Origin of the sequence: Deinococcus sp. Arct2-2, assembly GCF_004801315.1 — a bacterium.
Taxonomy (GTDB): domain Bacteria; phylum Deinococcota; class Deinococci; order Deinococcales; family Deinococcaceae; genus Deinococcus.
This window is the reverse complement of the sequence record NZ_SSNW01000053.1, coordinates 21358-41871: the sequence shown is the minus strand read 5'-3', so window position 1 is coordinate 41871 and position 20514 is coordinate 21358. Positions and strand designations below refer to the sequence as shown.

20 protein-coding genes and 1 tRNA gene are annotated in these 20514 nt (G+C 61.4%); 7 read left to right on the top strand and 14 right to left on the bottom strand.

The genetic code is table 11. From position 1 onward, the window contains the following. Positions 1 to 721, top strand: a 721-nt coding sequence (locus E7T06_RS18155; RefSeq protein WP_205750977.1) for a hypothetical protein, incomplete at its 5' end; no start/stop codon positions are given. A 62-nt stretch (positions 722 to 783) separates the two neighbouring features. On the opposite strand, the gene E7T06_RS18150 is transcribed toward E7T06_RS18155, so the two are convergent. From E7T06_RS18150 to E7T06_RS18120, 7 genes are all read right to left on the bottom strand, one after another. Continuing rightward, positions 784 to 1989: a thiolase family protein gene (locus tag E7T06_RS18150; RefSeq protein ID WP_136367171.1), complete on the bottom strand. Its 1206-nt coding sequence runs from the start codon at positions 1987 to 1989 to the stop codon at positions 784 to 786. A gap of 14 nt (positions 1990 to 2003) precedes the next feature. Next, positions 2004 to 2480: a hypothetical protein gene (locus E7T06_RS18145; RefSeq protein WP_136367170.1), complete on the bottom strand. Its 477-nt coding sequence runs from the start codon at positions 2478 to 2480 to the stop codon at positions 2004 to 2006. Further along, positions 2477 to 3670, bottom strand: a complete 1194-nt coding sequence (locus tag E7T06_RS18140) for an alpha/beta hydrolase (RefSeq protein WP_136367169.1) — start codon at positions 3668 to 3670, stop codon at positions 2477 to 2479. Before E7T06_RS18140 ends, E7T06_RS18145 begins: the two co-directional genes overlap by 4 nt. Before the next feature lie 15 nt (positions 3671 to 3685). Then, entirely contained in the window at positions 3686 to 4318 is a 633-nt protein-coding gene (locus E7T06_RS18135; RefSeq protein ID WP_136367168.1) for a dihydrofolate reductase family protein, read from the bottom strand. 50 nt (positions 4319 to 4368) lie between these two features. Continuing rightward, positions 4369 to 6729: a 3-hydroxyacyl-CoA dehydrogenase/enoyl-CoA hydratase family protein gene (locus E7T06_RS18130; protein WP_136367167.1), complete on the bottom strand. Its 2361-nt coding sequence runs from the start codon at positions 6727 to 6729 to the stop codon at positions 4369 to 4371. A gap of 491 nt (positions 6730 to 7220) precedes the next feature. Then, positions 7221 to 7490, bottom strand: a complete 270-nt coding sequence (locus E7T06_RS18125; protein WP_136367166.1) for a hypothetical protein — start codon at positions 7488 to 7490, stop codon at positions 7221 to 7223. Further along, on the bottom strand, positions 7487 to 8266 hold the full coding sequence (locus tag E7T06_RS18120) for a sulfite exporter TauE/SafE family protein (RefSeq protein WP_136367165.1): 780 nt from the start codon (positions 8264 to 8266) through the stop codon (positions 7487 to 7489). The genes E7T06_RS18125 and E7T06_RS18120 overlap by 4 nt, the downstream gene beginning before the upstream one ends. A 280-nt stretch (positions 8267 to 8546) precedes the next feature. Between E7T06_RS18120 and E7T06_RS18115 the strand changes: the two genes are divergently transcribed. After that, complete coding sequence (locus tag E7T06_RS18115) at positions 8547 to 9776, top strand: sugar efflux transporter (protein WP_136367164.1); 1230 nt, start codon at positions 8547 to 8549, stop codon at positions 9774 to 9776. A 61-nt stretch (positions 9777 to 9837) separates the two neighbouring features. Then, on the top strand, positions 9838 to 10617 hold the full coding sequence (locus tag E7T06_RS18110; RefSeq protein WP_136367163.1) for a hypothetical protein: 780 nt from the start codon (positions 9838 to 9840) through the stop codon (positions 10615 to 10617). Here E7T06_RS18110 and E7T06_RS18105 read toward each other — a convergent pair. The 6 genes from E7T06_RS18105 to E7T06_RS18080 form a co-directional block, all read right to left on the bottom strand. After that, positions 10609 to 11127, bottom strand: a complete 519-nt coding sequence (locus E7T06_RS18105; protein ID WP_168733629.1) for a transposase — start codon at positions 11125 to 11127, stop codon at positions 10609 to 10611. The two genes, E7T06_RS18110 and E7T06_RS18105, sit on opposite strands and share 9 nt — an antisense overlap. 44 nt (positions 11128 to 11171) lie before the next feature. Continuing rightward, positions 11172 to 11669 (bottom strand): winged helix-turn-helix domain-containing protein, encoded by a 498-nt coding sequence (locus E7T06_RS18100; RefSeq protein WP_136367161.1) that lies wholly within the window; start codon positions 11667 to 11669, stop codon positions 11172 to 11174. 51 nt (positions 11670 to 11720) lie between these two features. Further along, on the bottom strand, positions 11721 to 12212 hold the full coding sequence (locus tag E7T06_RS18095; RefSeq protein WP_240741163.1) for a transposase: 492 nt from the start codon (positions 12210 to 12212) through the stop codon (positions 11721 to 11723). Next, a complete protein-coding gene (locus E7T06_RS18090; protein ID WP_136367159.1) occupies positions 12212 to 12616 on the bottom strand; it encodes an IS5 family transposase in 405 nt (134 codons plus the stop codon). Before E7T06_RS18090 ends, E7T06_RS18095 begins: the two co-directional genes overlap by 1 nt. A gap of 191 nt (positions 12617 to 12807) precedes the next feature. Next, positions 12808 to 13722 carry a LysM peptidoglycan-binding domain-containing protein gene (locus E7T06_RS18085; RefSeq protein ID WP_240741161.1) on the bottom strand — a complete coding sequence of 305 codons (915 nt, stop codon included), beginning with the start codon at positions 13720 to 13722 and terminating at the stop codon, positions 12808 to 12810. 457 nt (positions 13723 to 14179) lie between these two features. Next, positions 14180 to 14254, bottom strand: a tRNA-Ala gene (locus E7T06_RS18080). Between the two features lie 106 nt (positions 14255 to 14360). Here E7T06_RS18080 and E7T06_RS18075 point away from each other — a divergent pair. Both E7T06_RS18075 and E7T06_RS18070 read left to right on the top strand, forming a co-directional pair. Next, positions 14361 to 15689 (top strand): HD domain-containing protein, encoded by a 1329-nt coding sequence (locus tag E7T06_RS18075; RefSeq protein WP_136367158.1) that lies wholly within the window; start codon positions 14361 to 14363, stop codon positions 15687 to 15689. 57 nt (positions 15690 to 15746) lie between these two features. Next, entirely contained in the window at positions 15747 to 17231 is a 1485-nt protein-coding gene (locus tag E7T06_RS18070) for an alpha-amylase family glycosyl hydrolase (RefSeq protein WP_136367157.1), read from the top strand. A gap of 277 nt (positions 17232 to 17508) precedes the next feature. On the opposite strand, the gene E7T06_RS18065 is transcribed toward E7T06_RS18070, so the two are convergent. Next, positions 17509 to 18471 (bottom strand): homoserine dehydrogenase, encoded by a 963-nt coding sequence (locus E7T06_RS18065; RefSeq protein WP_136367156.1) that lies wholly within the window; start codon positions 18469 to 18471, stop codon positions 17509 to 17511. A gap of 297 nt (positions 18472 to 18768) precedes the next feature. Between E7T06_RS18065 and prfA the strand changes: the two genes are divergently transcribed. Both prfA and E7T06_RS18055 read left to right on the top strand, forming a co-directional pair. Continuing rightward, a complete protein-coding gene (gene prfA / locus E7T06_RS18060) occupies positions 18769 to 19887 on the top strand; it encodes a peptide chain release factor 1 (protein ID WP_136367155.1) in 1119 nt (372 codons plus the stop codon). After that, positions 19874 to 20368, top strand: a complete 495-nt coding sequence (locus tag E7T06_RS18055; RefSeq protein WP_136367154.1) for an NUDIX hydrolase — start codon at positions 19874 to 19876, stop codon at positions 20366 to 20368. The genes prfA and E7T06_RS18055 overlap by 14 nt, the downstream gene beginning before the upstream one ends. The last annotated feature ends 146 nt before the right edge of the window (positions 20369 to 20514 follow it).

Here is a 20514-nt window from a genome sequence, read left to right as displayed (position 1 = left end):
GCTGTCCGCCCCTCACCCTGTCATCTCCTCTACGGCGCGGACGCTAATCACATACCGCTTGACTCTTCCGCTGATTAGTACTGCTCTGCTGCTGGCCGCATGTGGTGGAGGCGACCCAGCCTCAGTGCAACCACAGCCGCAGCCTGCACCAGTACGCACTCCAACGCTGTATCAGGGCGTATGGGGTTGGGCCGTTGCCAACACTTCGGGCACGGTTATAGCCAAAGGCGTATTAATCCTGTCCGAGCAAGTCACCCAATCTGGCCGCACAGTCGCCGTTGGCGCCTACACCAACGACAGTCAAACTCAAACGGGTGTTACCTTGCTTGGGCCGATTTCGGCAACGGGAACCCTAGAAACAGGCTTTACCTATGACCTCAGCACGACTGACAGCCGTATCTATCTACTAGCTCGTGATGATGATGGAAAGTTTGAAAATTATCAAGGTTCAGCTACTTTTTATGGAAAAGGTGAAGTGTTTGACCGCGCCACCCAACAACCTAGCCAGGCTATAACGGTTGCACTTGTACAAGGCTCTACCGAAGTGCCAACCAGCCAGAGTGCCAAGGTTCAGGCCCAAAGTGCCGCCCGGAACTTGGCCGCCGATGCTGTGAAGCGGCAGTTTGCCAGCAACCGCGCCACAACGCCCAACCTCGCCCCCGCCAGCCAAAGCTTCAGCCCGCTTAAGAGTGCGGCACTCAATCTGCTGAACAACCGCTAAACATCAAGTCATAGATGAGGGGCCACCAAACTTACCCGGTGGCCCCTCTCCCATTCCAGCTCTCAGTCTGCGGCTTGCACCACTTCTGCCGGATAGACCTCGATGATTCCCGCTGCGCCCATGCCGCCGCCGATGCACATGGTAATCAGGGCTTTGCCGCCGCCGCGCCGCTGGAGTTCGTAGATGGCGCTCGTGGCGAGTTTGGCCCCGGAGCAACCCAGCGGATGCCCCAGCGCAATCGCGCCGCCGTTCACGTTCATGATGTCCTGATTCAGCCCCAGTTCGCGGGCCACCGCGAGGCTTTGGGCCGCAAACGCTTCGTTCAGTTCGATCAGGTCAATGTCGGCCAGCGTGAGGCCAGTTTGGGCCAGCACTTTGGGCACGGCTTTCACGGGGCCGATGCCCATCAATTCGGGTTCCACGCCTGCCACCGCAAAGCCGAGGAACTTCGCCAGAGGTTTGATACCGAGTTCCTGCGCCTTCTCGCCGCTCATGATCAGCACGGCGGCGGCTCCATCGCTAAAGGGGCTGGAGTTGGCCGCGCTGACGCTCCCGCCCATCTTGAAGGCGGGGCGTACTTTGGCCATATCGGCAATATTAGCGTCGCGGCGAATCAGTTCGTCTTTGTCGAAATTAATGGTGGTGGACGTGATTTTGGTGCCCTTCACCTTGTCCACGCGCACGGGTACGGCAATGATTTCGGCGTCGAATTTGCCCGCATCCTGCGCGGCGGCGGCCCGCTGGTGGCTGCGGTAAGCAAAGGCGTCCTGATCTTCACGCGACACGCCGTATTTGGCCGCCACGTTTTCGGCGGTCAGGCCCATGCCGATGTAGGCTCCGGGGCGCACATCCACCAGTTCGGGATTCGGGCTGGGATTGTGGCCGCTCATGGGTACCATGCTCATGCTTTCCACGCCGCCCGCCAGCATCACGTCGGCCTGACCGGACTGAATGGCCGCCGCCGCCATAGCGATGGTTTGCAGCCCGCTGGAGCAAAAGCGGTTCACGGTCACGCCGCCCACCGTATCGGGCATTCCGGCCCGCAGCGCGGCCATTCGCGCCACATTCAGGCCTTGTTCGGCTTCGGGAATGGCGCAGCCAAAATACACGTCTTCCACGAGGGACACGTCTACGCCTGCCCGCCGCACGGCTTCATTCAGCACGAGGGCGGCCAGATCATCAGGGCGAGTATTGGCGAGCGTGCCTTTAACGCCCCGGCCTACGGGGGTACGAACGGCTGAAACGATAACTGCGTCACGTAAAGTCATGATGATTCTCCTTGTTAGAGATTAGGGAAGAAGGGCTTACTCGCACCTTGCCTGTGAAGTTCCGAGAGTGATTTTGAGATTAGAGTGGATTTAATGTCACTCAACACATCTTCCACGATAGAAGTTAATTCGCTAAAGCCGAAATCTGAAGCTTGCAATTCAGAATGACCAATTTGCCGCAGGATTGTCTGATACGGCTCATCAGGATAGTTGGCAACTAGATTCGCTGTTACAAACAAAACTTCCGGATTTGATCGGACATTCAAAGTCCAATGCATTGCACCTTCTTTCAAATCAACTCCAACGCTCTGTGAGAGGTTGACAGCTTTATATGCCAGAGAGGGAGTGATGGAAACGTGATCAGAGAATCTCTCGATTTGAGCGCCCTCACGATCACTTAACTCCTCAAACAGTCTCAAAGCTCCTATCCGAAATGCACTAAAGGTATTCAGGAACTCAAACAGGGCAAAGGAGTTCTGATTAAGCGTCATTCCCCATCCCCCAGCACCCGCGCCACAAAACCCTCTACCGCTGCGTCGTACTTGTCCGGGTTTATGTTCCACACCCGAATATGTTTGCCGCCTTCTACGCGGTGGTATTCCACGATGTCGGGGCGGGCGGCGGCCAACGCATCGGCCTGAGCAATAGGAATGGTACGGTCACGCGTGCCGTGAAACAGCAAAATCGGCACAGTGAAACGGGGCGCGGCCTGAAGCTGATCTACAGCGTCGAAGTCTTGCCCCGAGCGGCGGGTGACGAGACGCTGCACGAACAACGCGGTTTGGCGGGCCATGATCGGCGGCAGGCCAAATCTGCGGCCCTGCCACAAAATCACGTCGCGCCAGTCAAGGGCCGGACAGTCCAGCATGACGCCCAACACGGGAACTGGAAAGGGCTGGAACTTTTCGCGCAGCACGCTGAGGGCCACGTTGCCGCCCATGCTAAAGCCGTACAGCACGGCGCGGCGGTAGCCATTGGCCTTGGCCCACTCCAACGCGGCCAGCACGTCTTCGGCCTCGGCGTCGCCTAGAGAGTGGTAGCCCTTGCCGATGCGCGGCGCACCAAAGGCATTGCGGAAGGTGACGAACAGCGAACCTGCCCCTGTGCGCTGAAGGGCCGGAAGCATTCGCAGCGCTTGGGAACGCTGCCCGCCGTGCCCGTGAATCACGATAATGAGCGTGTCAGACTCGCCCGACGCTTTTTTCCCGATGGGCGGAATGTGCCAAGCGGGCATCTCCCCCACTGGCGTAGACACGGTGGTATCGGTGTACTCCACGCCCAATTGGGCAGGCGTGCCGTTGTAGACGAAGCTGGAGGCCCACGCCAGCGCTCCGTGTGGCAGCACGCCGCGTTCGTCCTGCACGCCGCGCCGCACCAAGGTTCCGGCCAAGCGTGGCGGCCCCAGCACCGCGTGGCCCTTGTTGGGCTTCAGCGGCACAATGCCGATTACACCGCGCGAAAGGGTTTCGGGCAGGGCAGGCAGCCAAATATCGTTGCCCCGCCGCCCGACTGGAACGAACACGCCCTTCACGCGCCGCGTTTTGGAACGCAGGGTAATTTCCGCGCCCGCCAGCGTGCCGAGGCCGAGAGCGACGGCATACGCCACAGCCGCCCACGCCAGCACGCGCCGCTTGCGAATCTGACGCAAGGAAGCCAGACCCAGCCGCTTGGTTTTTTTCATGCCTGTATCAGCCACTCAAACCTCTTCTTGACCCTTGCTGTCGCTCACGGCGTAGCAGGCCAGCACGTTGCCGGAACCCTGCCAAGTGCGCGTGTGCAGCAGCTTGAAGGACACGGGCGGTCTGCCCACGAACAGCGGCGTGCCTTCGCCCGCAATGACCGGAAAGGTGGTGAGATGCAGTTCGTCCACGAGGCCGTGTGTCAGCAGATGATTCCACAGCACTCGGCCCGCAAACATAAAGATTTCACGTCCAGTCTGTGCTTTCAGAGCGGCTACTTCTTGAGCGGCGTCGGCCACCTTCACAATTCGGGTGTTGCCGTCCCACGGAGCCAACTCCTGCGGGGTCAGTTGATCGGACACCACGATTTTCTCCATGCGGCGCTGCAACTCGGCCATCTCGCGCCGGACGGAGGTGGCGGTAGGATCGTTCGCCACGCTTTCCCAGTAGCGCATGTTGTCCAGAAAATTGCGGCGGCCACTCAGAATCAGCGTATCGGCGGCCCGCATCCGTTCGGCGGTGTAGTGATCGAAGTTCTGATCGCCCTGATAGTCGGGATGGAAATAGTCGAAGATGGCCTCTAGGCTGCGGCCTTTGCCCTCATAAAACCCGTCCAGAGTCACCAGATTGCTGACGATCAGTGTTCGCATTCACTCTCCTTCTACCGAATCTTTGCCCACAGCCGACAATCCACAGCCGATTAATTCCGCAGCGGCTTGCCCGTTTTCAACATGTGCGCGATCCGGTCTTGCGTGCCCTTCTTGCCCAACAGCGTCAGGAAGGCGTCGCGCTCTAGGTCAAGCAAATGCTGCTCGGACACTTTGGCCGTGCGGTTGTTGCCCACGCCGCCCGACAGGATGCGGGCCAGTTGGGTGGCAACCTGCGCGTCGTAGGCGCTGGCGTAGCGGCCTTCGGTCATGCCGTACAGGGCGCTCTTGATGGCCCCGATGGCCGCGTCGCCCATCACGGGAATGTCGGTGCGGGGGGTGGGCTGGATGTAACCGGGCGCGAGTGCGAGTACCTGCCGCTTGGCTTCCATCAGCAGGTGGCCCCGGTTCATCACGACAATATCGGTGGGCCGCAGGAAGCCGAGGCTGCGGGCTTCGAGGGCGCTGGTGCTGACTTTGGCCGTGCCGATCAGCTCGAACGCACGCTGCACGGCAGGAAGTAACGTGGCTCCGGTCTGCTGCCCCGGCTGCAACTGATCGGTGAAGCGCAGCAGCATTTCTTTGGTGCCGCCGCCGCCGGGAATCAGGCCCACGCCCACTTCCACAAGGCCCATGTAGGTTTCGGCGCTCGCCACGATGCGGTCAGCGTGCAAGCTGAATTCGCAGCCGCCGCCGAGGGCCAAACCAAACGGGGCAGCAACGGTGGGATGTGGGCTAAAGCGCAGGCTGGTCGTGGTCTGCTGAAACTGCTTGATGGCGTCGTCCAGTTCATCCCATTCTTCGGCCTGCGCCTGCGCCAGCACGAGCGGCAGGTTGGCCCCGGCGCTAAAGTTCTCGCCCTGATTGCCGATCACGAGGCCCGCGTAGCCCATGCTCTGCACGGCTTTGTGGCCGTCCTGCACCATCCGCAGTTGATCTTCGCCCAGCGCGTTCATCTTGGCGTGCCATTCCACCAGCAATACGCCGTCGCCAAGGTCTACCAAGCTCGCCCCAGCCTTCTTCTTGATAACGGCAGTGGCGTCTTTTTTCAGGTCAGTCAGGATGAAATACGGCGCGGAGTAAGGCGTCGGCTCGCCTGCGGGCGTCACTACTTCGTCTGCACCGTAAAAGCGCTCTCGCCCGCTGGCTTTCATGGCGGCCAGCAGCGGAGGCAAGGTGCGCCCCTCGGCCTCTAGGTTGGCAATGACCGTTTGCACGCCCAGCGAATCCATCGTCTCGAAGGGGCCTTCTTCCCAGCCGAAGCCCCATTTCAGGGCGTTGTCGATGTCTTGCAGGCGGTTAGACACGTTTCCGGCCATTTTGGAAGCGTACCAGAAGCCGTCGTTCATCACGCCGCGCAGGAAATCGCCTTCCTTGCCATCGGCGGTATACAGCGCCTTCACGCGGGCGGCGAGGGGTTGGTTTTTCACGGCCTCCACGATTGCCACGCTGACTTTGCCCCGGTCTTCGTACTCCAACGACTCCAGATTCAGGCTCAGAATCTTGGTTTTGCCCTTCTCATCCTTGGTCTTCTGATAAAAACCGCTGCCGGTCTTGTCGCCCAGCCATTTCTTTTCCTCGACGAGCTTGCGGAAGGTGTCGGTGAGCGTGAAATCTTCGTCGGCAGGCGTGGCTTTACCGAGGTCGTTGGCGACGTGGTAGATGATGTCCAGCCCGCTCAAATCGGCGGTGCGGAAGGTGGCACTCTTGGCGCGGCCCAGCGCAGGCCCGGTCAACACGTCTACTTCATCGGGCGTCAGGCCAGTCTTTTCCATGTGTTGCATGGCCCGCACGATGCCGTACACGCCGATCCGGTTCGCCACGAATCCGGGCACGTCGTTGGCAACCACGATGCCTTTGCCCAGCACGCTCTCGCCAAAATCGCTGAACTCTTGCAGCACTCCTCCGTCAGTTTTGGCGGTGGGAATGACTTCCAGCAGGTGCAAGTAGCGCGGCGGGTTGAAGAAATGCGCCCCCACAAACCGGCGTTGGAAGTCCTCGGAGCGGCCCCCGATTTGCAGGTGCATGGGAATGCCGCTGGAGTTGCTGGAGATGATGGCCGTCTTCTTGGCGACGCCTTCCACCCGCGCCCACAAGTCACGCTTGGCGTCCAACTTCTCGATGATGGCTTCCAGAATCCAGTCGGCGTCCTTCAGCTTTTTCAAGTCGTCTTCGAGGTTGCCGGGCGTAATTAGCGCGGCGCGGGAAGCGTCCATAAAGGCAGCGGGCCGGGCCTTGAGCGCCCGCTGAATGCCCTGCTTGGCTAGGAAATTGCGGTCAGGGTTGTCGGTCAGCACGATATCCAGCAGCATCACGGGAATGCCAGCATTGGCAAGTTGCGCGGCGATGGCGGCACCCATCACGCCTGCACCGATCACGGCGGCCTGACGAATATTTACAGGTAACTTCTGCATATGTCCTCCGGGGGAAAGAAAACTGGAACGGCCCACAGCTTAGGCTGCCCTCGTTAAAACCGTCTTGGATTATTGAACTCGGTTCAAAGTTTAGGGCGCGGCGGGGGCGTTTGTCTATCCGATGTGGGTTTTGGCAAGGGGTTGGGGGCGGGGCAGAGGGACAGTCTAAGGTAGGGCAATCGCTGGCGCTCACTCACCCCCTCTGCTAGCGCAGCTCTGCGAGTGCCCCCTCAAGGGAGAGGGAGCTAAAACCACCACACCGCCAATCTAGATCGTTCCCGCTCAATCCCGTGTGAGGCCGTCGTGCGTGCAACGCGCGGGCCAATTCCATGTTCAAGACGACTGGCGAGTCTGCTTCAGGTGAACGATTCAGCCGAGTTAGGACGCGACAAGATCAATCCTCCCAAGCGGAGCGACAAACTCCCCTGACCCCTGTGGGGGCGGGGGCTGGGGGGTGGGGGAAAACGTGGGAAAAGCTCCAAAAACCGCCCTCAAATAAACCCCTTCACCACCACAACCAACCCCAACCCCGCCAACGCTGCCAAAGCCGCCCAGCTCAGGCGGCGGTCTACCTTCCACGCGCCGAACGCCACCCACACAGCAGCCAGCACCGGAACCAACGCCACGCACGCCACACCGACGACGGCGTACCGGGGGAACAACACGCCTACCGTCAACAAGGCCAAGGCCAACCAGAACCCAGCCGGATACAACCACGCGGGCAATCCCGCCAGTTCAGATTTTTGCCCCTCAGATGTCACGCGCTCCCCCCACCCACAGACCAATACTTCCAGAGCAGTTGCACCGCTGTAAAAATCAGCAGCACACTGAAAAACAGCTTGAGGCGGGCAGCGGGAATGCGGCTTTGTAGGCCCGCTCCGGCCCGCGCCCCGATCAGGACACCGAAGGCAATTCCGGCGGCCAGCGGCACATCCAGCAGCCCGCCCGCCTGATAGACCAGCGCGTTGCCCACCGCCGTGAGGCCCATGATGAAAGTACTCGTGGCGATCGCCTGACGGATCGGCACGCCCGCCAACAAGTTCAGCACGGGCACTTGTACCGTGCCCCCACCGATGCCCAAAAGTCCGCTCATGATTCCGGCAAAGGTCATGGCAGGCGGCACGAGGCGCGACGGCTGGCGCTCTACTTCAACCCGCTTGAGGCCGCGCAGCAGGTTATAGGCGGAGTAGAGCAGAAGGCAGGCAAACACCGTTGCTACCGCCCGTGCAGGCAGCACCAGACCCAAAAAACTGCCCGCCGCGCCGCCCAGAATGGTGTATGGGGACAGCAAATAGCCGGTGCGGGCGCGTACCAAGCCTTGCTGCAAGTAGCTGGCTGCCCCGCTGAGGCCCACCGCCAGCACGCCGATTTGGCTCACCGCCACCGCCTGACTGATGCTGATCTCCCGGCCAAAGAGGGGCAGCACGAATTCCAGCGCCGGAACCACGATCACGCCGCCGCCGAGGCCCAAAATCGCGCCCAGCACGCCTGCCAGCATCCCAATACCAATCACGGCGAGAGTCAGGGCGGAGATCATAGGCGGTAGCTCCGGGGCGGAGTCAGAAAAGTGAGTGGTGAGTGGTCAGTGGTCAGTGGGAAAGGCGTGGGGAGCATAACATCTGCCTTATCAGCAAGTTGACTTGTCTGCGTCCAAGTTGCCTGCACCTCAGTTGTCTGGGTCACAGGGGCGAGGCTAACACGGGCTGAAGGCCGGGGCTTCCACTTGGCGGGTCAGAAGGAGTCAAATAGGGCGCTATGTTCTCTGTTTCCCCCGCTTGCCCGCTCATCTGCCCTTTGTGCTTTCCTCTGCGCTGCCCATGACCGCCCCCGCCCTGACCACCCTGCGCCGCTTGCCTGCCGCGCTGCCCATGCTGATCGCCGCGTTCATGATGGGGCTGGCGACGTCGTTTGCCGCGCCGTTTATGCCGCTATTTGCAGTGCAGGCAGCCGGAATGTCGCCGCTGCGCCTCGGCCTCTTTTTGACCCTGACCTCGGTGGGGAGCATTACCCTGAGTACCCTGATCGGCCGCTGGTCTGACCGCTTGCCCAGCCGCCGCCCCGCCGTACTGCTGAGCATGGGCAGCGCCGCGCTGGGCTTCGTGATGCTGACCACCACCACCGCGTATGTTCCGCTGCTGCTGATCGGGGCGCTGCTGCTGGGCACAGGCGCGTCGTCGTTTCCGCAACTGTTCGCCTATGCGCGGGTGCAGTTTGGCGCGGCAGGGGCCGAGGCTGCCCAGAACGGCCTGACCACCCTGCGCTCCGTGTTTTCTTTGGCGTGGGTGGCGGGGCCGCTGCTGGGGTCAGTGTTGGTGGGGGCGCTGGGCTTCCGGGGGCTGTTTTTATGCGCGGCGGCGGCGTATGTGGGGGCCGCACTTCCAGTCGTGTTCAGCCGGGGGCGCTCGCGTGCTGCGTTGGCCGCAGCTTCTATTGCCGCCAACCTCACCGAAACACCTGCGCCCGTCGGCCCGCGCCAACTGCAACTGATTTCGCTGAGTTTCGTGCTGTACGGCACGGCGCTGGCCATGGGCGCGGTGGCCTTGCCCTTGTTCATTACGCAGGAGTTGGAGGGCACGACTGGGCAGGTGGGCCTGCTGGTGGGCCTGTGCGCCCTGCTGGAAATCCCGGTGATGCTCAGCTTTGTGCTGCGGCCTCCGCGCTACCGCACAGCTACGCTGATGGTGGTGGCCTTCGGACTCTTGGCTGCCTACAGCCTCCTGACCGGGCTGGGCGGGCTGGTGGGCGGCGCGTGGCTGGGGCTGATGCTGGGGGCGCAAATCCTGCGGGCCGTCGTCATTGCCATCGCATCTTGCCTCGGCATGGCCTACTTTCAGGAACTGATGCCCGGACGGGTGGGCGCGGCCACCACGCTGTTTTCCAATACAGGTAGCGCCGGAAACTTAGTGGCGGGCCTGCTGTCGGGGGCGTGGGCGCAGGAGTTCGGTTACGGCAGCGTGTTCGGACTATGCGGCGTGCTGGCGGCTCTTGCCTGTGGCCTGATGGTGGTCAGTCGGCGCATGGGCGGCAAGCGGGGGCGGGTGGCCTGATGGATAAAGCGGGGACTCGTAGAACCCAGAGCAGCACAAGGCAGTTACCTATCATGGCCCCATGTCGCCGTTGATCTTGAGAAGTAAAGCTATCCGGCAACTAGTTTACCTGATCATCGACGGGCCTGCTGGATACCGGGGATTACTCAATTTGGACACCTTTTTTCATGACCTCGGCTACCAGATTGATTTCATTCGGGGCGAATCCAGAATCAAGTACAGCACTAGGGTGTTGATGCAGGTGCAGGAGGACGGACAGCTTCCGCGCCTGCTGCTTGCGTTGGTGCAGTCCGGCAGTTCAGAGCAACTTCAGCGGCAAGTGCAGGCCGCCATCAACGACATCCTCTTTCCCTACGGCTTCACACTCGGACGGGACACAGAGACGGCGGCATTCCGTGTGGCCCCCACTGCGGTTGCCGTGCCCCCACCCACACCAGAAGAATTGTCCGTGCCTTCCTTCCAAAATCTTCCCCTCTCCGAGGAAGAGGTGGCGCTACTCGAAGACCGCTGGAATGAGGCCGTCGCGCTGCACCATGCCGGAGCCTTACGCATGACGCTTCTGGCCCTGAGTCTGATTTTAGAGCATGTGCTGGCCTCGGTGCACCAGTTTCCCAAGCAAGCCCGGTCGTCCCGGCAAACCCCGCACCACTCGCTGCCCTTTATGGACTGGAAGCTGGACGCCTTGCTGGACGTGGCCGCCGACAAGGGCTGGATCAGTTTGAAGACAGACGACCTGCCCGACCGGGTGCGGGACTACCGGGAGTATCTGTCTCTTGCCAAGGAGCTCCGGGAAGCGCCACTGCTGAACGCAGACATGGTGAATCATACCAAATTAAAATGAGTCCAGAACATGTTTGATCCAGGGGAAGAGGGTGAGCGATTTGACTTCTTGTGGGTTGTGCTGGAGCCGGACACACTCTGCAGCGATCAAGTCCTCCACCTCTTGAAGGGTGTTGAGGGTCTGGTTGGCGATAGGCAGTTTGAGCTTGGTCACCATCGGTTCAGCGGGGGACAGTTCCGGCGTATACGCCGGAAACAGGAGCAAGAACAGATTGGCGGGCACCTTGAGTTTTTGGCTGGTGTGCCAGCCCGCCTGATCGAGCAAGACGACGATCAGTTGCTGCTGATGTGGATCAATCAACCGGCTGAACTCATCCAGCGCGACTTGCATCAGAGGAATGCTGACACTGGGAAGGATCAGGAAATCACTCTGTCCCGTGAGGGGTTCGACAAAAATGTAGGTATAGAGCCATTGATATCGACGGCGCTGGGCGATGACCGGTCGCTGACCTCGAAGCGCCCAGAGGCGCTTCAGCACGGGTTTCAGACCAAAGCGCCCTTCATCCTGCACCCACAGCCGGACCTGCTTCTCCGGGTACGCGGCACGTGCAGTTCTCAGGGCCGCTTCGACTTTTTGATCCAGATCGCCTGTCCCTCGGGCGTGGCCGCCTGAACATGAGTCGGACGCGGCACTTGCACGGTGAACCCCAGCTTTCTTAAATACCCCCAAGCACACACCGACGTCATCTCGACTTTAAATTGCTCGTGGACGTAGGCTTGCACGTTCTGGCTCGTCCAGAAGCCACCCGAAACGGGTGGCTTCTGGAGCACACCAAACAAGACCTCTTGTTGTTCCACACTGAGTGCAGGAGCCGATTTGTTCCAACGGCGTTTGTCTACCACCGCTGGCCCATCTTCGTTGTACGCCCGAATCAACGTGCTGATCGTGCTGCGCGAAAAACTCGTGACCGCTTTGATCTCTGGAATCGTCAGCCCTTTACTTTTCGGCCACAAGATCTGCCAGCGGGAGCGCTCCACCGCTCGCTCGGACTGGCGATAGGCCAACTCCAACTCGTCGGGCGTCTGATGCGGAAACAGCGAGGCAGGTCTCATAGTCGGTACTCAGTTTAATCCCGTATCAGAGACTGTCTGGAAAGTGGAGAATCAAGTAGGAACTGCGTTCTGCTGGGCAAAAGCAGCGAGTCTGCGAATCATACAGCGAATGAACGCGAGGAAGATAAACGCTTCGGTGGTCTGGGGCAGCAGGTCATATTCACGGTTAAGTCGACGGTCAAAGGACAACCAGGCGAAGCTGCGCTCCACCACCCAGCGCTTCTTGATGACGACAAAGCCCCGGTGACCCCGAAAGGTTTTGATCTGAGCCTCCGTCAGTTCTTGTCCCTCTGGGAGCCAATACCCCCGGGTATTGGCGTCGGAGCGCTGCACAATTTCCACGGTGTAGCCGAGGGTTGTTTTGACCCAGCCCTCCCATTTGCCCTTGTATCCACCGTCGGCAAAGAGATGGAGCTTCATCTGGGGCTGATCCTGGCGCAACTCCTGGCGCAACTCCTGAAGGAGTTGCTGACTCCCCTCCCGATCGGTAATGTTCGCGGGCAAGACCTTGACCCCCAGCAACAAGCCTTGAGTATCGACGATCAGATGATGTGTTCGTCCGTTGACTTTCTTGCCAGCGTCGTAACCTCGGACCCCCCTTTTTGCGAGGTCTTCACGCTCCTCGAATCGACGATCCCTGCTGTGGGCACCGCATTTCGTCCCAGGGCCTCCCGAGTCTGGACGCGGAGCGCGTCATTGACGCGCGCCCATAGACCGCTCTTGTTCCACTGTTGAAAATAATCGTAGACCGTTTTCCAATGCGGGAAATCAGCAGGCAACATGCGCCACGACACGCCACCGCGTTTCACGTAAAAGATGGCGTCGACGATGTCACGGCGAGCGAGGCGAGCAGGACGCCCGCCAGGTCGGGGCGCAGGGATCAGTGGGCCAAGAATGGCCCACTCTTCATCGCTGGTGTCGCTGGGGTAGGTAGGTCGCCGCGTCATTGAAAAAAGAGTATCCTACAGGCCATTCCCCAACCAGCACTCTTTCCAGACAGTCTCTCAGACGTGGCGGCAGGTAAGACGGGCTATAGAAGCCTTGCAGACGGCCTATGAATAAGCTGAACCCCGTACTTGACCCCACACTTGAGGTTGGCGGGAGAAGGTGAATCTATACCTCAGCCACTTTCAAAGCGTCAACTGTCCTTAGCCACCAAACCCCGCACGAGGCTGTCGTAGCCGTTGGGGTACACCGGGAACATTTGGCGGCCCTGCGTGTTCCAGAGGGCGTCGAAACTGGTGTAGCTCAGGTAGGTCAGCGGGCCGATCATGCTGTCGCTGACCCAAAAGACCCGCGCCTGATCGTCGTAGCCGCGCACCACCCGGAAATGATCGATGTGGCCGGGGCGGTCGTACCATTGCAGCACGATCACGGGAATGCCGAGCGCCAGCAGACGCTTGACCTGAGACAATTGGCCGCCGCGAATGGCCAGCGTTTTAAGCTTGAAGCGGGCCAATTCGGGAGCGATGGCGCTGATCTGCATGTAGCCGCCGTTGGGCCGCGCAGTGCGCCGGATCACGTCCTGACCGATGTTGACCCGGTAAAACCCCAGCACCGACGAGAGGGCGCTGGGGCCGCAGTTGTTGTACGTTTGACGGTCAAAAGCCAAGCCCTGAAGATAGGTGCGGACGGGCAGCGCGTCTCCGATGGGTGAACTGGCCGTGAGGGGCAGCCAACCGATAAAGCTGGCGACGGTGGCGGCGGGCGGAGTGGGCCAGGCCACCGGGCCGGAAATCTTGGACAAGTCGGGCTGTGGCAGGCGTAGGGCGGGCTGAGCAGAAACAGGCTGGGCCGAGACAGATACGGGCCGCACAGACACCGGACGAACCACCGCCGCCTGAGACGAGTGGGACACAACGGGCAAGCGGATCACTTGGCCCAACTTGAGCGTCGGGCGAGTCAGGCCGTTGAGTTGCAGGAGCGCCTGAACGCTGCTGCCGGAACGCTGGGCAAGGCTGAACAACGTATCGCCCGTCCGAACCGTGTACGACGCACTTGAACCTACACCAGCCGCCGAACCCAGCAGTGTCAGCAGCAGCAGAGAGTGCATGTTCAGTCTGCGCAAAGATGCAGGGAACGGCCTGCCAACTCTGCCGCTTGTGTGCCGTTCAGCCCGTTTAGGATTCATTCTGGTGCATAGTAGGCCACGAATTCTAAAGAGGCCATAAAGAAAACGACAGCGGCGGGAAGCGTGGTGGGGGCATCAGCATTTTTGGAATCGGTATGACTGGGTGTTATGTCGCCGATCCGCAACGTGGCCTCTCTGGAAAGTGGGCCTTTCTTGGATCAATAGAATCAATAGAGTAGACATCATTATAGGAAAGACGATTTGAATTACCGTAAAAGCTAAAGCGAGATTCAAAGTTATGCGCTGTGTTCCAATCCAGCCCAGTAGCACTCCGAGGGAGACAAGCCTGCACGCTATAACACTGCTACACACACGGAGCGCCTGAGAGGATTTCTCCCTCAGGCGCTCCGTGGTTCTGCCGTGCTAGACGGCTTCAAATTGGTGGAGGCTTGGGGATTCGAACCCCAGACCCTCCGCTTGCAAAGCGGATGCTCTCCCGCTGAGCTAAGCCCCCTCAGCGGGCGTAAGGTTACCAGACGTGAAGCGGATTGGCAACCCCCACCCGCAGACGTAGGCCAAAACGCCCTCCCTCACCCCGCCCAAAGCCGCTAGCATAGGCCATGTTTCGCCGTTCCCACGCTGCTTTAGCCCCGTTACTCACCGACGTTTGGCCCACAGGCGGCCTCTTGGTGGGCGGCGCGGCGCGGGATGTGTTGCGGGGCGTCACACCCGGAGATTACGACTGGGTTGTGCCCGATCCCGCAACAGCGGCTACCGCACTGGCCCAAACACAAGGCGGCGCGGCTTTTCCGCTGGATCAGGAACGCGGATATTGGCGGGTTCATCTGCTGGACGGCGTACAGCATGACTTCGTGCCGCTACCGGATGACCTGAACGCAGACCTATTGCGGCGAGACTTCACCGTGAATGCGATGGCACTGGACGCGGCGGGGCGGTGGCACGACCCCACCGGCGGGCGGGCCGATCTGCGGGCGCGGCGGCTGAGGATGGTATCGGCAGCCAATCTGCACACCGATCCCTTGCGGGCGTGGCGAGCGGCGCGGTTTGAGGTCACATTGAGATTCCGGATGGAGGCCGCCACCGAGCAGACTGTGCGGGATGTGGCCGCCGCCCTCGCTGCTGGGCGCTTGCCGCTGCCTGCACCGGAGCGGGTGCGCGAGGAGATGCACACCCTCTTGGGTCACCCTAATGCGGCGCGGGGCATCCTGCGGCTAGAGGAATTGGGATTACTGGCCCTCACCATGCCGGAACTGCGGGAAGGCATCGGCGTGGTTCAGGGTGGGTTTCATCATTTGGACGTGTGTGGGCACGGGGTAGAGGCGCTACAGCAATTGCTGGCCCGCTTTGCCGATGCACCCTTGCCGCTGCGGTGGGCCGCCCTGTTGCACGATGTAGGGAAACCTCGCGCCTACGCGCTCAGCGGCGGGCAGAATTTTTATGGACACGACAAGTTGGGTGCAGAAATCACGCGAGAGGTGCTGGCGCGGCTGAAGCTCCCCGGAGATGACGTGGCGCGGGCCGCCAGTTTGGTGGGCGCACACATGCTGCCCCTCCCCCAAAACGACACCGAGGCGCGGCGATTCGTGCACCGTCGCCGCCCGCTGTTGCCCGATCTGCTGGCCCTGATGTTGGCTGACCGGGAAGCGGCGCGGGGGCCAAGCAGCAACCCGGCTTCCCGTCATGCCTACGCCGCTGCCCTAGACCGGGTGCTGGCCGCGCTAGAGGATCAACCCGCCGCCCCCAAACCTCTGCTGACGGGCGCTGAGATCATGGCCCTTCTAGACATCGAACCCGGCCCGAAAGTGGGGCAGGCACTCCGGGCGCTGAACGAGGCCGCCGCGCTAGGCGACGTGAAAAACCCGCAAGACGCCCGCGCTTTTGTACAGAACTGGGCGGTCTCTCCCCCAGCAGATGAAGACCACACATAGCCCCATAAATGAGAAAAACTTCATTCAATGTTGAGCTTTGGGGTATGCTGATTCACCATGCTCGCCGCCATTTCTCCCGAAGTTCGCCCCCAGCAGCCCATCACGCCCGATTGGGTGAAAAACGCCGTCTTCTACCAGATTTTTCCTGACCGCTTTGCCCGCAGTGGGCGCGTTACGGGCTTGAATTTGCAGGCGTGGGGCGACCAGCCGCACTTTCACAAGTACATGGGCGGCGACCTGTGGGGCGTCATCGAAAAGCTGGATCATATTGTCAGCCTCGGCGTGAACGCCATTTATTTTTGCCCGGTGTTCCAGTCGGCCAGCAATCACCGCTACCACACACACGACTACTACCAAGTCGACCCGATGTTGGGCGGCAACGAAGCGCTGACAGCCCTGATCAAGGCGGCCCATGAGCGCGGCCTGAAAGTGGTGCTGGACGGTGTATTCAACCACGCCAGCCGGGGCTTTTTTCAGTTCAACGACCTGCTGGAACAGGGCGATGCCAGCGCCTACCGCGACTGGTTTCATGTGGAAGGCTGGCCCCTGTCGGCCTACGACGACGCCCGCCCCGCCGGATACCACGCGTGGTGGGGCAACCGCGCCCTGCCCAAGTTCAATACCGGCAATCCGGCCGTGCGCGACTTCCTGTGGGATATCGCCGAATACTGGATCAAACAGGGCATAGACGGATGGCGGCTGGACGTGCCCAACGAGATCGACGACGATTCCTTTTGGCAAGAGTTTCGCCGCCGCGTGAAGGCCATCAACCCCGACGCCTACATCGTGGGCGAAATCTGGGGTGACGCGCACCGCTGGCTGGCGGGCGACCAATTCGACGCCGTGATGAACTACCACTTCACGCGGCCCTGTTTGGCGTTTTTCGGCGCTCACACGCTGGATCACCCCATGAACGAGCGCAGCGGCACCGGCTTCGTGCCCCCCATGAGTGCCCCAGAATTTGGGCAGCGCATGACCGAAGTGACCCAGATGTACCACCCCGACGTAGTGGCCGCGCAACTGAACCTGCTGGACTCGCACGACACGGCGCGGTACTTGACGGCAGTGGGCGGCGACGCCACCGCTTACCGCCTGGCCACCATCTTCCAGATGACTTACGTGGGCGCACCTTGCATCTATTACGGCGACGAAATCGGCCTGCCCGGTGGCCCCGACCCAGATTGCCGCCGCGCCTTTCCGTGGGATCGGGAGCAGGAATGGGACAACACCACGCTGAACTTGACCCGCCAACTGGTGCGGGCACGCCACGCCACGACGGCCCTACGCCAAGGTACTTTCGACGTGACCTACGCGGAAGGCGACCAAATCGCTTATGCCCGCGCCCACGCCGAGGGCAACGCACATGTCGCCCTCAACTGTGCCCATCACGCCGCCCGTATTCTGTTAACGGGTGTGCAGGCCGGAAGCTATACCGATGTGCTGACTGGGCTGACGCTGGAGCTGAGCGGAGATACAGAAATCGAAGTGCCTGCGCGGAGTGGTGTGGTGTTGGTGCCTGCGCGGGCGGAAGGGATCGTCTGAGGGGTTGAGGTTCCGAGCTTCCGGGGGCATTGTCTAAGGGTCTAGGGGCAAAGGGTCTAAAGAAGGGCAATCGCTTTGCTCATTCACCCCCTCCCCGGCCCTCCCCCATGAAGAGGGAGGGAGCAAAACACAGCTTTTCGCCCTTGCCTTTTGCCCTCGCCCCTTGCGGGACTCGCAGAGCTGCGCAACAGAGAGGGGCGCTCCGACAGCAGCGGGGTGAGGGGGCCAGCGGGAGAGCGTTCCCGCCCCACCTCCCTAGACCCTTAGACGCCCTTCCTCAGTGCAGCGGCACATGCCCCGGAAAGCCGATCAGCCAATCGAGCAAGTCGCCCACCATCGCCGAGGCCGTGACCATGCCGCCTGCGCCGCCGCCTGCAAAAATGAGGGTGCCGCTCTCCTCTCCCTCGTACACCAGCGCGTTTCTGCTGGCTCCGGCGGTGCAGAGCGGGTGCGTGTCGGGCAAACTTTGAGGCGACACGGTGGCCTGCCACTGGCCGTCCACTTTCACCAATTCAGCCACCAGCTTGATTCGCTCGCCCCGTTCACGAGCGGCGGCGATCTGTTCTAGCGTCACGTCCTCGATTCCGGTGACCTGCACGGCGCTGAAGGGGTAATTGCCATCGGCGCTGAAGCGGGCCAGCACCGTGAGTTTGTGGGCCGTGTCGAAACCGCCCACATCCAGCGTCGGTGGGTCTTCGGCGTAGCCCAGCGCTTGGGCTTCGGCCAGTGCTGCGGCGTACTCGCGGCCCGCTTCCATTTGGGTCAGGATGTAGTTGCAAGTGCCGTTCAGGACAGCTTGCAGGCGCACGAAGGTACTAGCCCGCAGCACGGTACTCATCGGGCCAATGACGGGCGTTCCGGCCATCACGCTGGCTTCGTAGTACAGGCGTCCGGCCAGCGCATGATCGCGCAGATCGTCCCAGCGTTCGGCCAACAGTGCTTTGTTGGCGGTAATCACGGGCCGCCCACTCCGCAGATACGGGGCCAACAATTCCAGCGGGCGCTCGATGCCGCCCATGCATTCCATGACCACCGCGCACTCCTGCAAAAAGGCGGGATCGTCGGTCAGGGTGATGCCCGCCGGAATATCGCGCACACGGGCAGCGTCGCGCACCAGCACGCCTGCCACCACCACTTCTACCCCTAGATTGTCGAAGATGTCCTTGCGCTTTTGCAGCAGCCGCAGCACATTTTCGCCCACGGTGCCACAGCCCAGCAAGCCTACGGTCACGGTTCTCATGGCGTGAATGTAACGCAGGCACGCGGCGGGGGCCGGGGGGTGGGATAGGTGTGGACGGGGCGGCCTACCCGCCGCCTATCTTGGCTTTGCGCTCAGTCGCTCTGTTGGCCGGACGCTACACTAGCTCTATGTTGCCCGTGTCAAGAACTCGTCTGCCTTTCCGAATTCCGCCGTGGCCCTGTGCTGCACGGCCTGAGCCAACAGCGTGATGCACCGACGCTCTCAACCCACCGACTTCCTTTTCCCACTTCTCCAGCCCCCGTTCCGGCCAGTGTCGCCCGTTGTTAAGGAAGCCGCATGAGTGGCCGTCTAGAAGAACTGGCGGCAGAATTCAGCATGGTGGAACTGGCTTTGGGCGATCCGGCGATGTTGGCCGAACCCCGTGAATACGCCCGCCTGACCCGCCGCCACCGCGAACTCACGCCGCTGGTGACGCTGCTGCGGGAGCGCGACAGCCTCACCTCTGACCTTGCGGGCGCACGCGAACTGTTGGCCGACCCCGATATGCGAGAGCTGGCAGCGGGCGAAGTAGAAAGCATCACGGCCCGGCTGGCAGGGATAGAAACAGACCTAGAAGTGCTGCTGCTGCCCACCGACCCTGACGACAACAAGCATGTGATTTTGGAACTGCGGGCCGGGGCAGGCGGGGCCGAAGCCGGGCTATTTGCCACCGACCTCTTGCGGATGTACACCCGCTACGCCGAGGGCGCGAGCCTGAAACTGAACGTGCTGGACGCCTCCGAAAGCGATTTGGGCGGCGCGAGCAAGGTGGTGGCCGAAATTACGGGTGAGTTCGCCTACCGCGCCTTTAAATGGGAACGGGGCGTTCACCGTGTGCAGCGCGTGCCCGCCACCGAATCGGCGGGCCGCATTCACACCAGCACCGTTACGGTGGCCGTGTTGCCCGAAGTGCAGCAGGACGAAGTGCATCTGGACTTGTCGGAAGTGCGAATTGACGTCTACCGCTCTCAGGGGGCGGGCGGGCAGGGCGTGAACACCACCGACAGCGCGGTGCGGGCTGTGTACCGCGCAGGAACCCCCGACGAAATCATGGTGGTCTGTCAGGATGGCCGCAGCCAGATCAAGAACCGGGAAAAGGCGCTGATCGTCTTGGCGTCCCGTTTGGCCGAGCGCGAACGAGCCGCCCGCGACGAACGCGAACGCTCGGAGCGGGCGTCTCAGGTGGGCAGTGGTGACCGATCCGAAAAAATTCGGACGTACAACTATGCCCAGAACCGCGTGACCGATCACCGCTTGGAGGGCGACGCCAAAAACTTTGCCCTAGACAGCGTGATAGAGGGCCAAGTGGCTCCAGTGGTGGCGGCACTAGCGCGGGCCGAGCGCGAGCGGCAACTGATAGAAATGGGCAGCCGCGACACGGGGAAAGAGCAGGGCGGACACTATGGCGCGGCGTGATCTGCTGGTTGCGGCGGGCATCTTGCGAGACCGGTTCGGGCGGGTGCTACTGGTGGGCAACGACTGGCAAGGGCATGGGCGCGTGCGCCACACTCTCCCCGGCGGCGTCGTAGAGCCGGGGGAAACCTTGCCCGAAGCCCTCTACCGCGAGATCATCGAGGAAACGGGCCTGAAGCTGACCGGAATTAAGCACATGGCCTACACAGTGCATATCGAGGATGAGCGCCGGGGGGAACGCGCTATTGCCGTGGCGTTTGAGGCCACGTGGGAAGGCCTGCTGAACCCCGCCGACCCAGACGGCTTTATCGTGGAGGCCAAGTTTTGCTCGCTGGAAGAGGCGCTGGAAAAACTGGATTCGCCGCCCATGCGCGAGCCGCTCAGTGACTACCTGAAAACGGGTGAGCCGGGGCGCTTCTATGCCTTCAAGGGCTGGGATGGGCGCGGAGGGCTGCGGATTCCGGCGCTGAAGGCGAAGGTGTAGGGTGTCGGGTGCGGTGAACACAGGTCTAAGGGTCAAGGGTCTTGGGGTCTAAGGAAGGGCAGTCGCTTTGCTCACTCACCCCGCTGCTGGCACAGCTCTACGAGTCTCACAAGGGTAGAAGGGGAAAGCCCTTACCCTCTCCACCT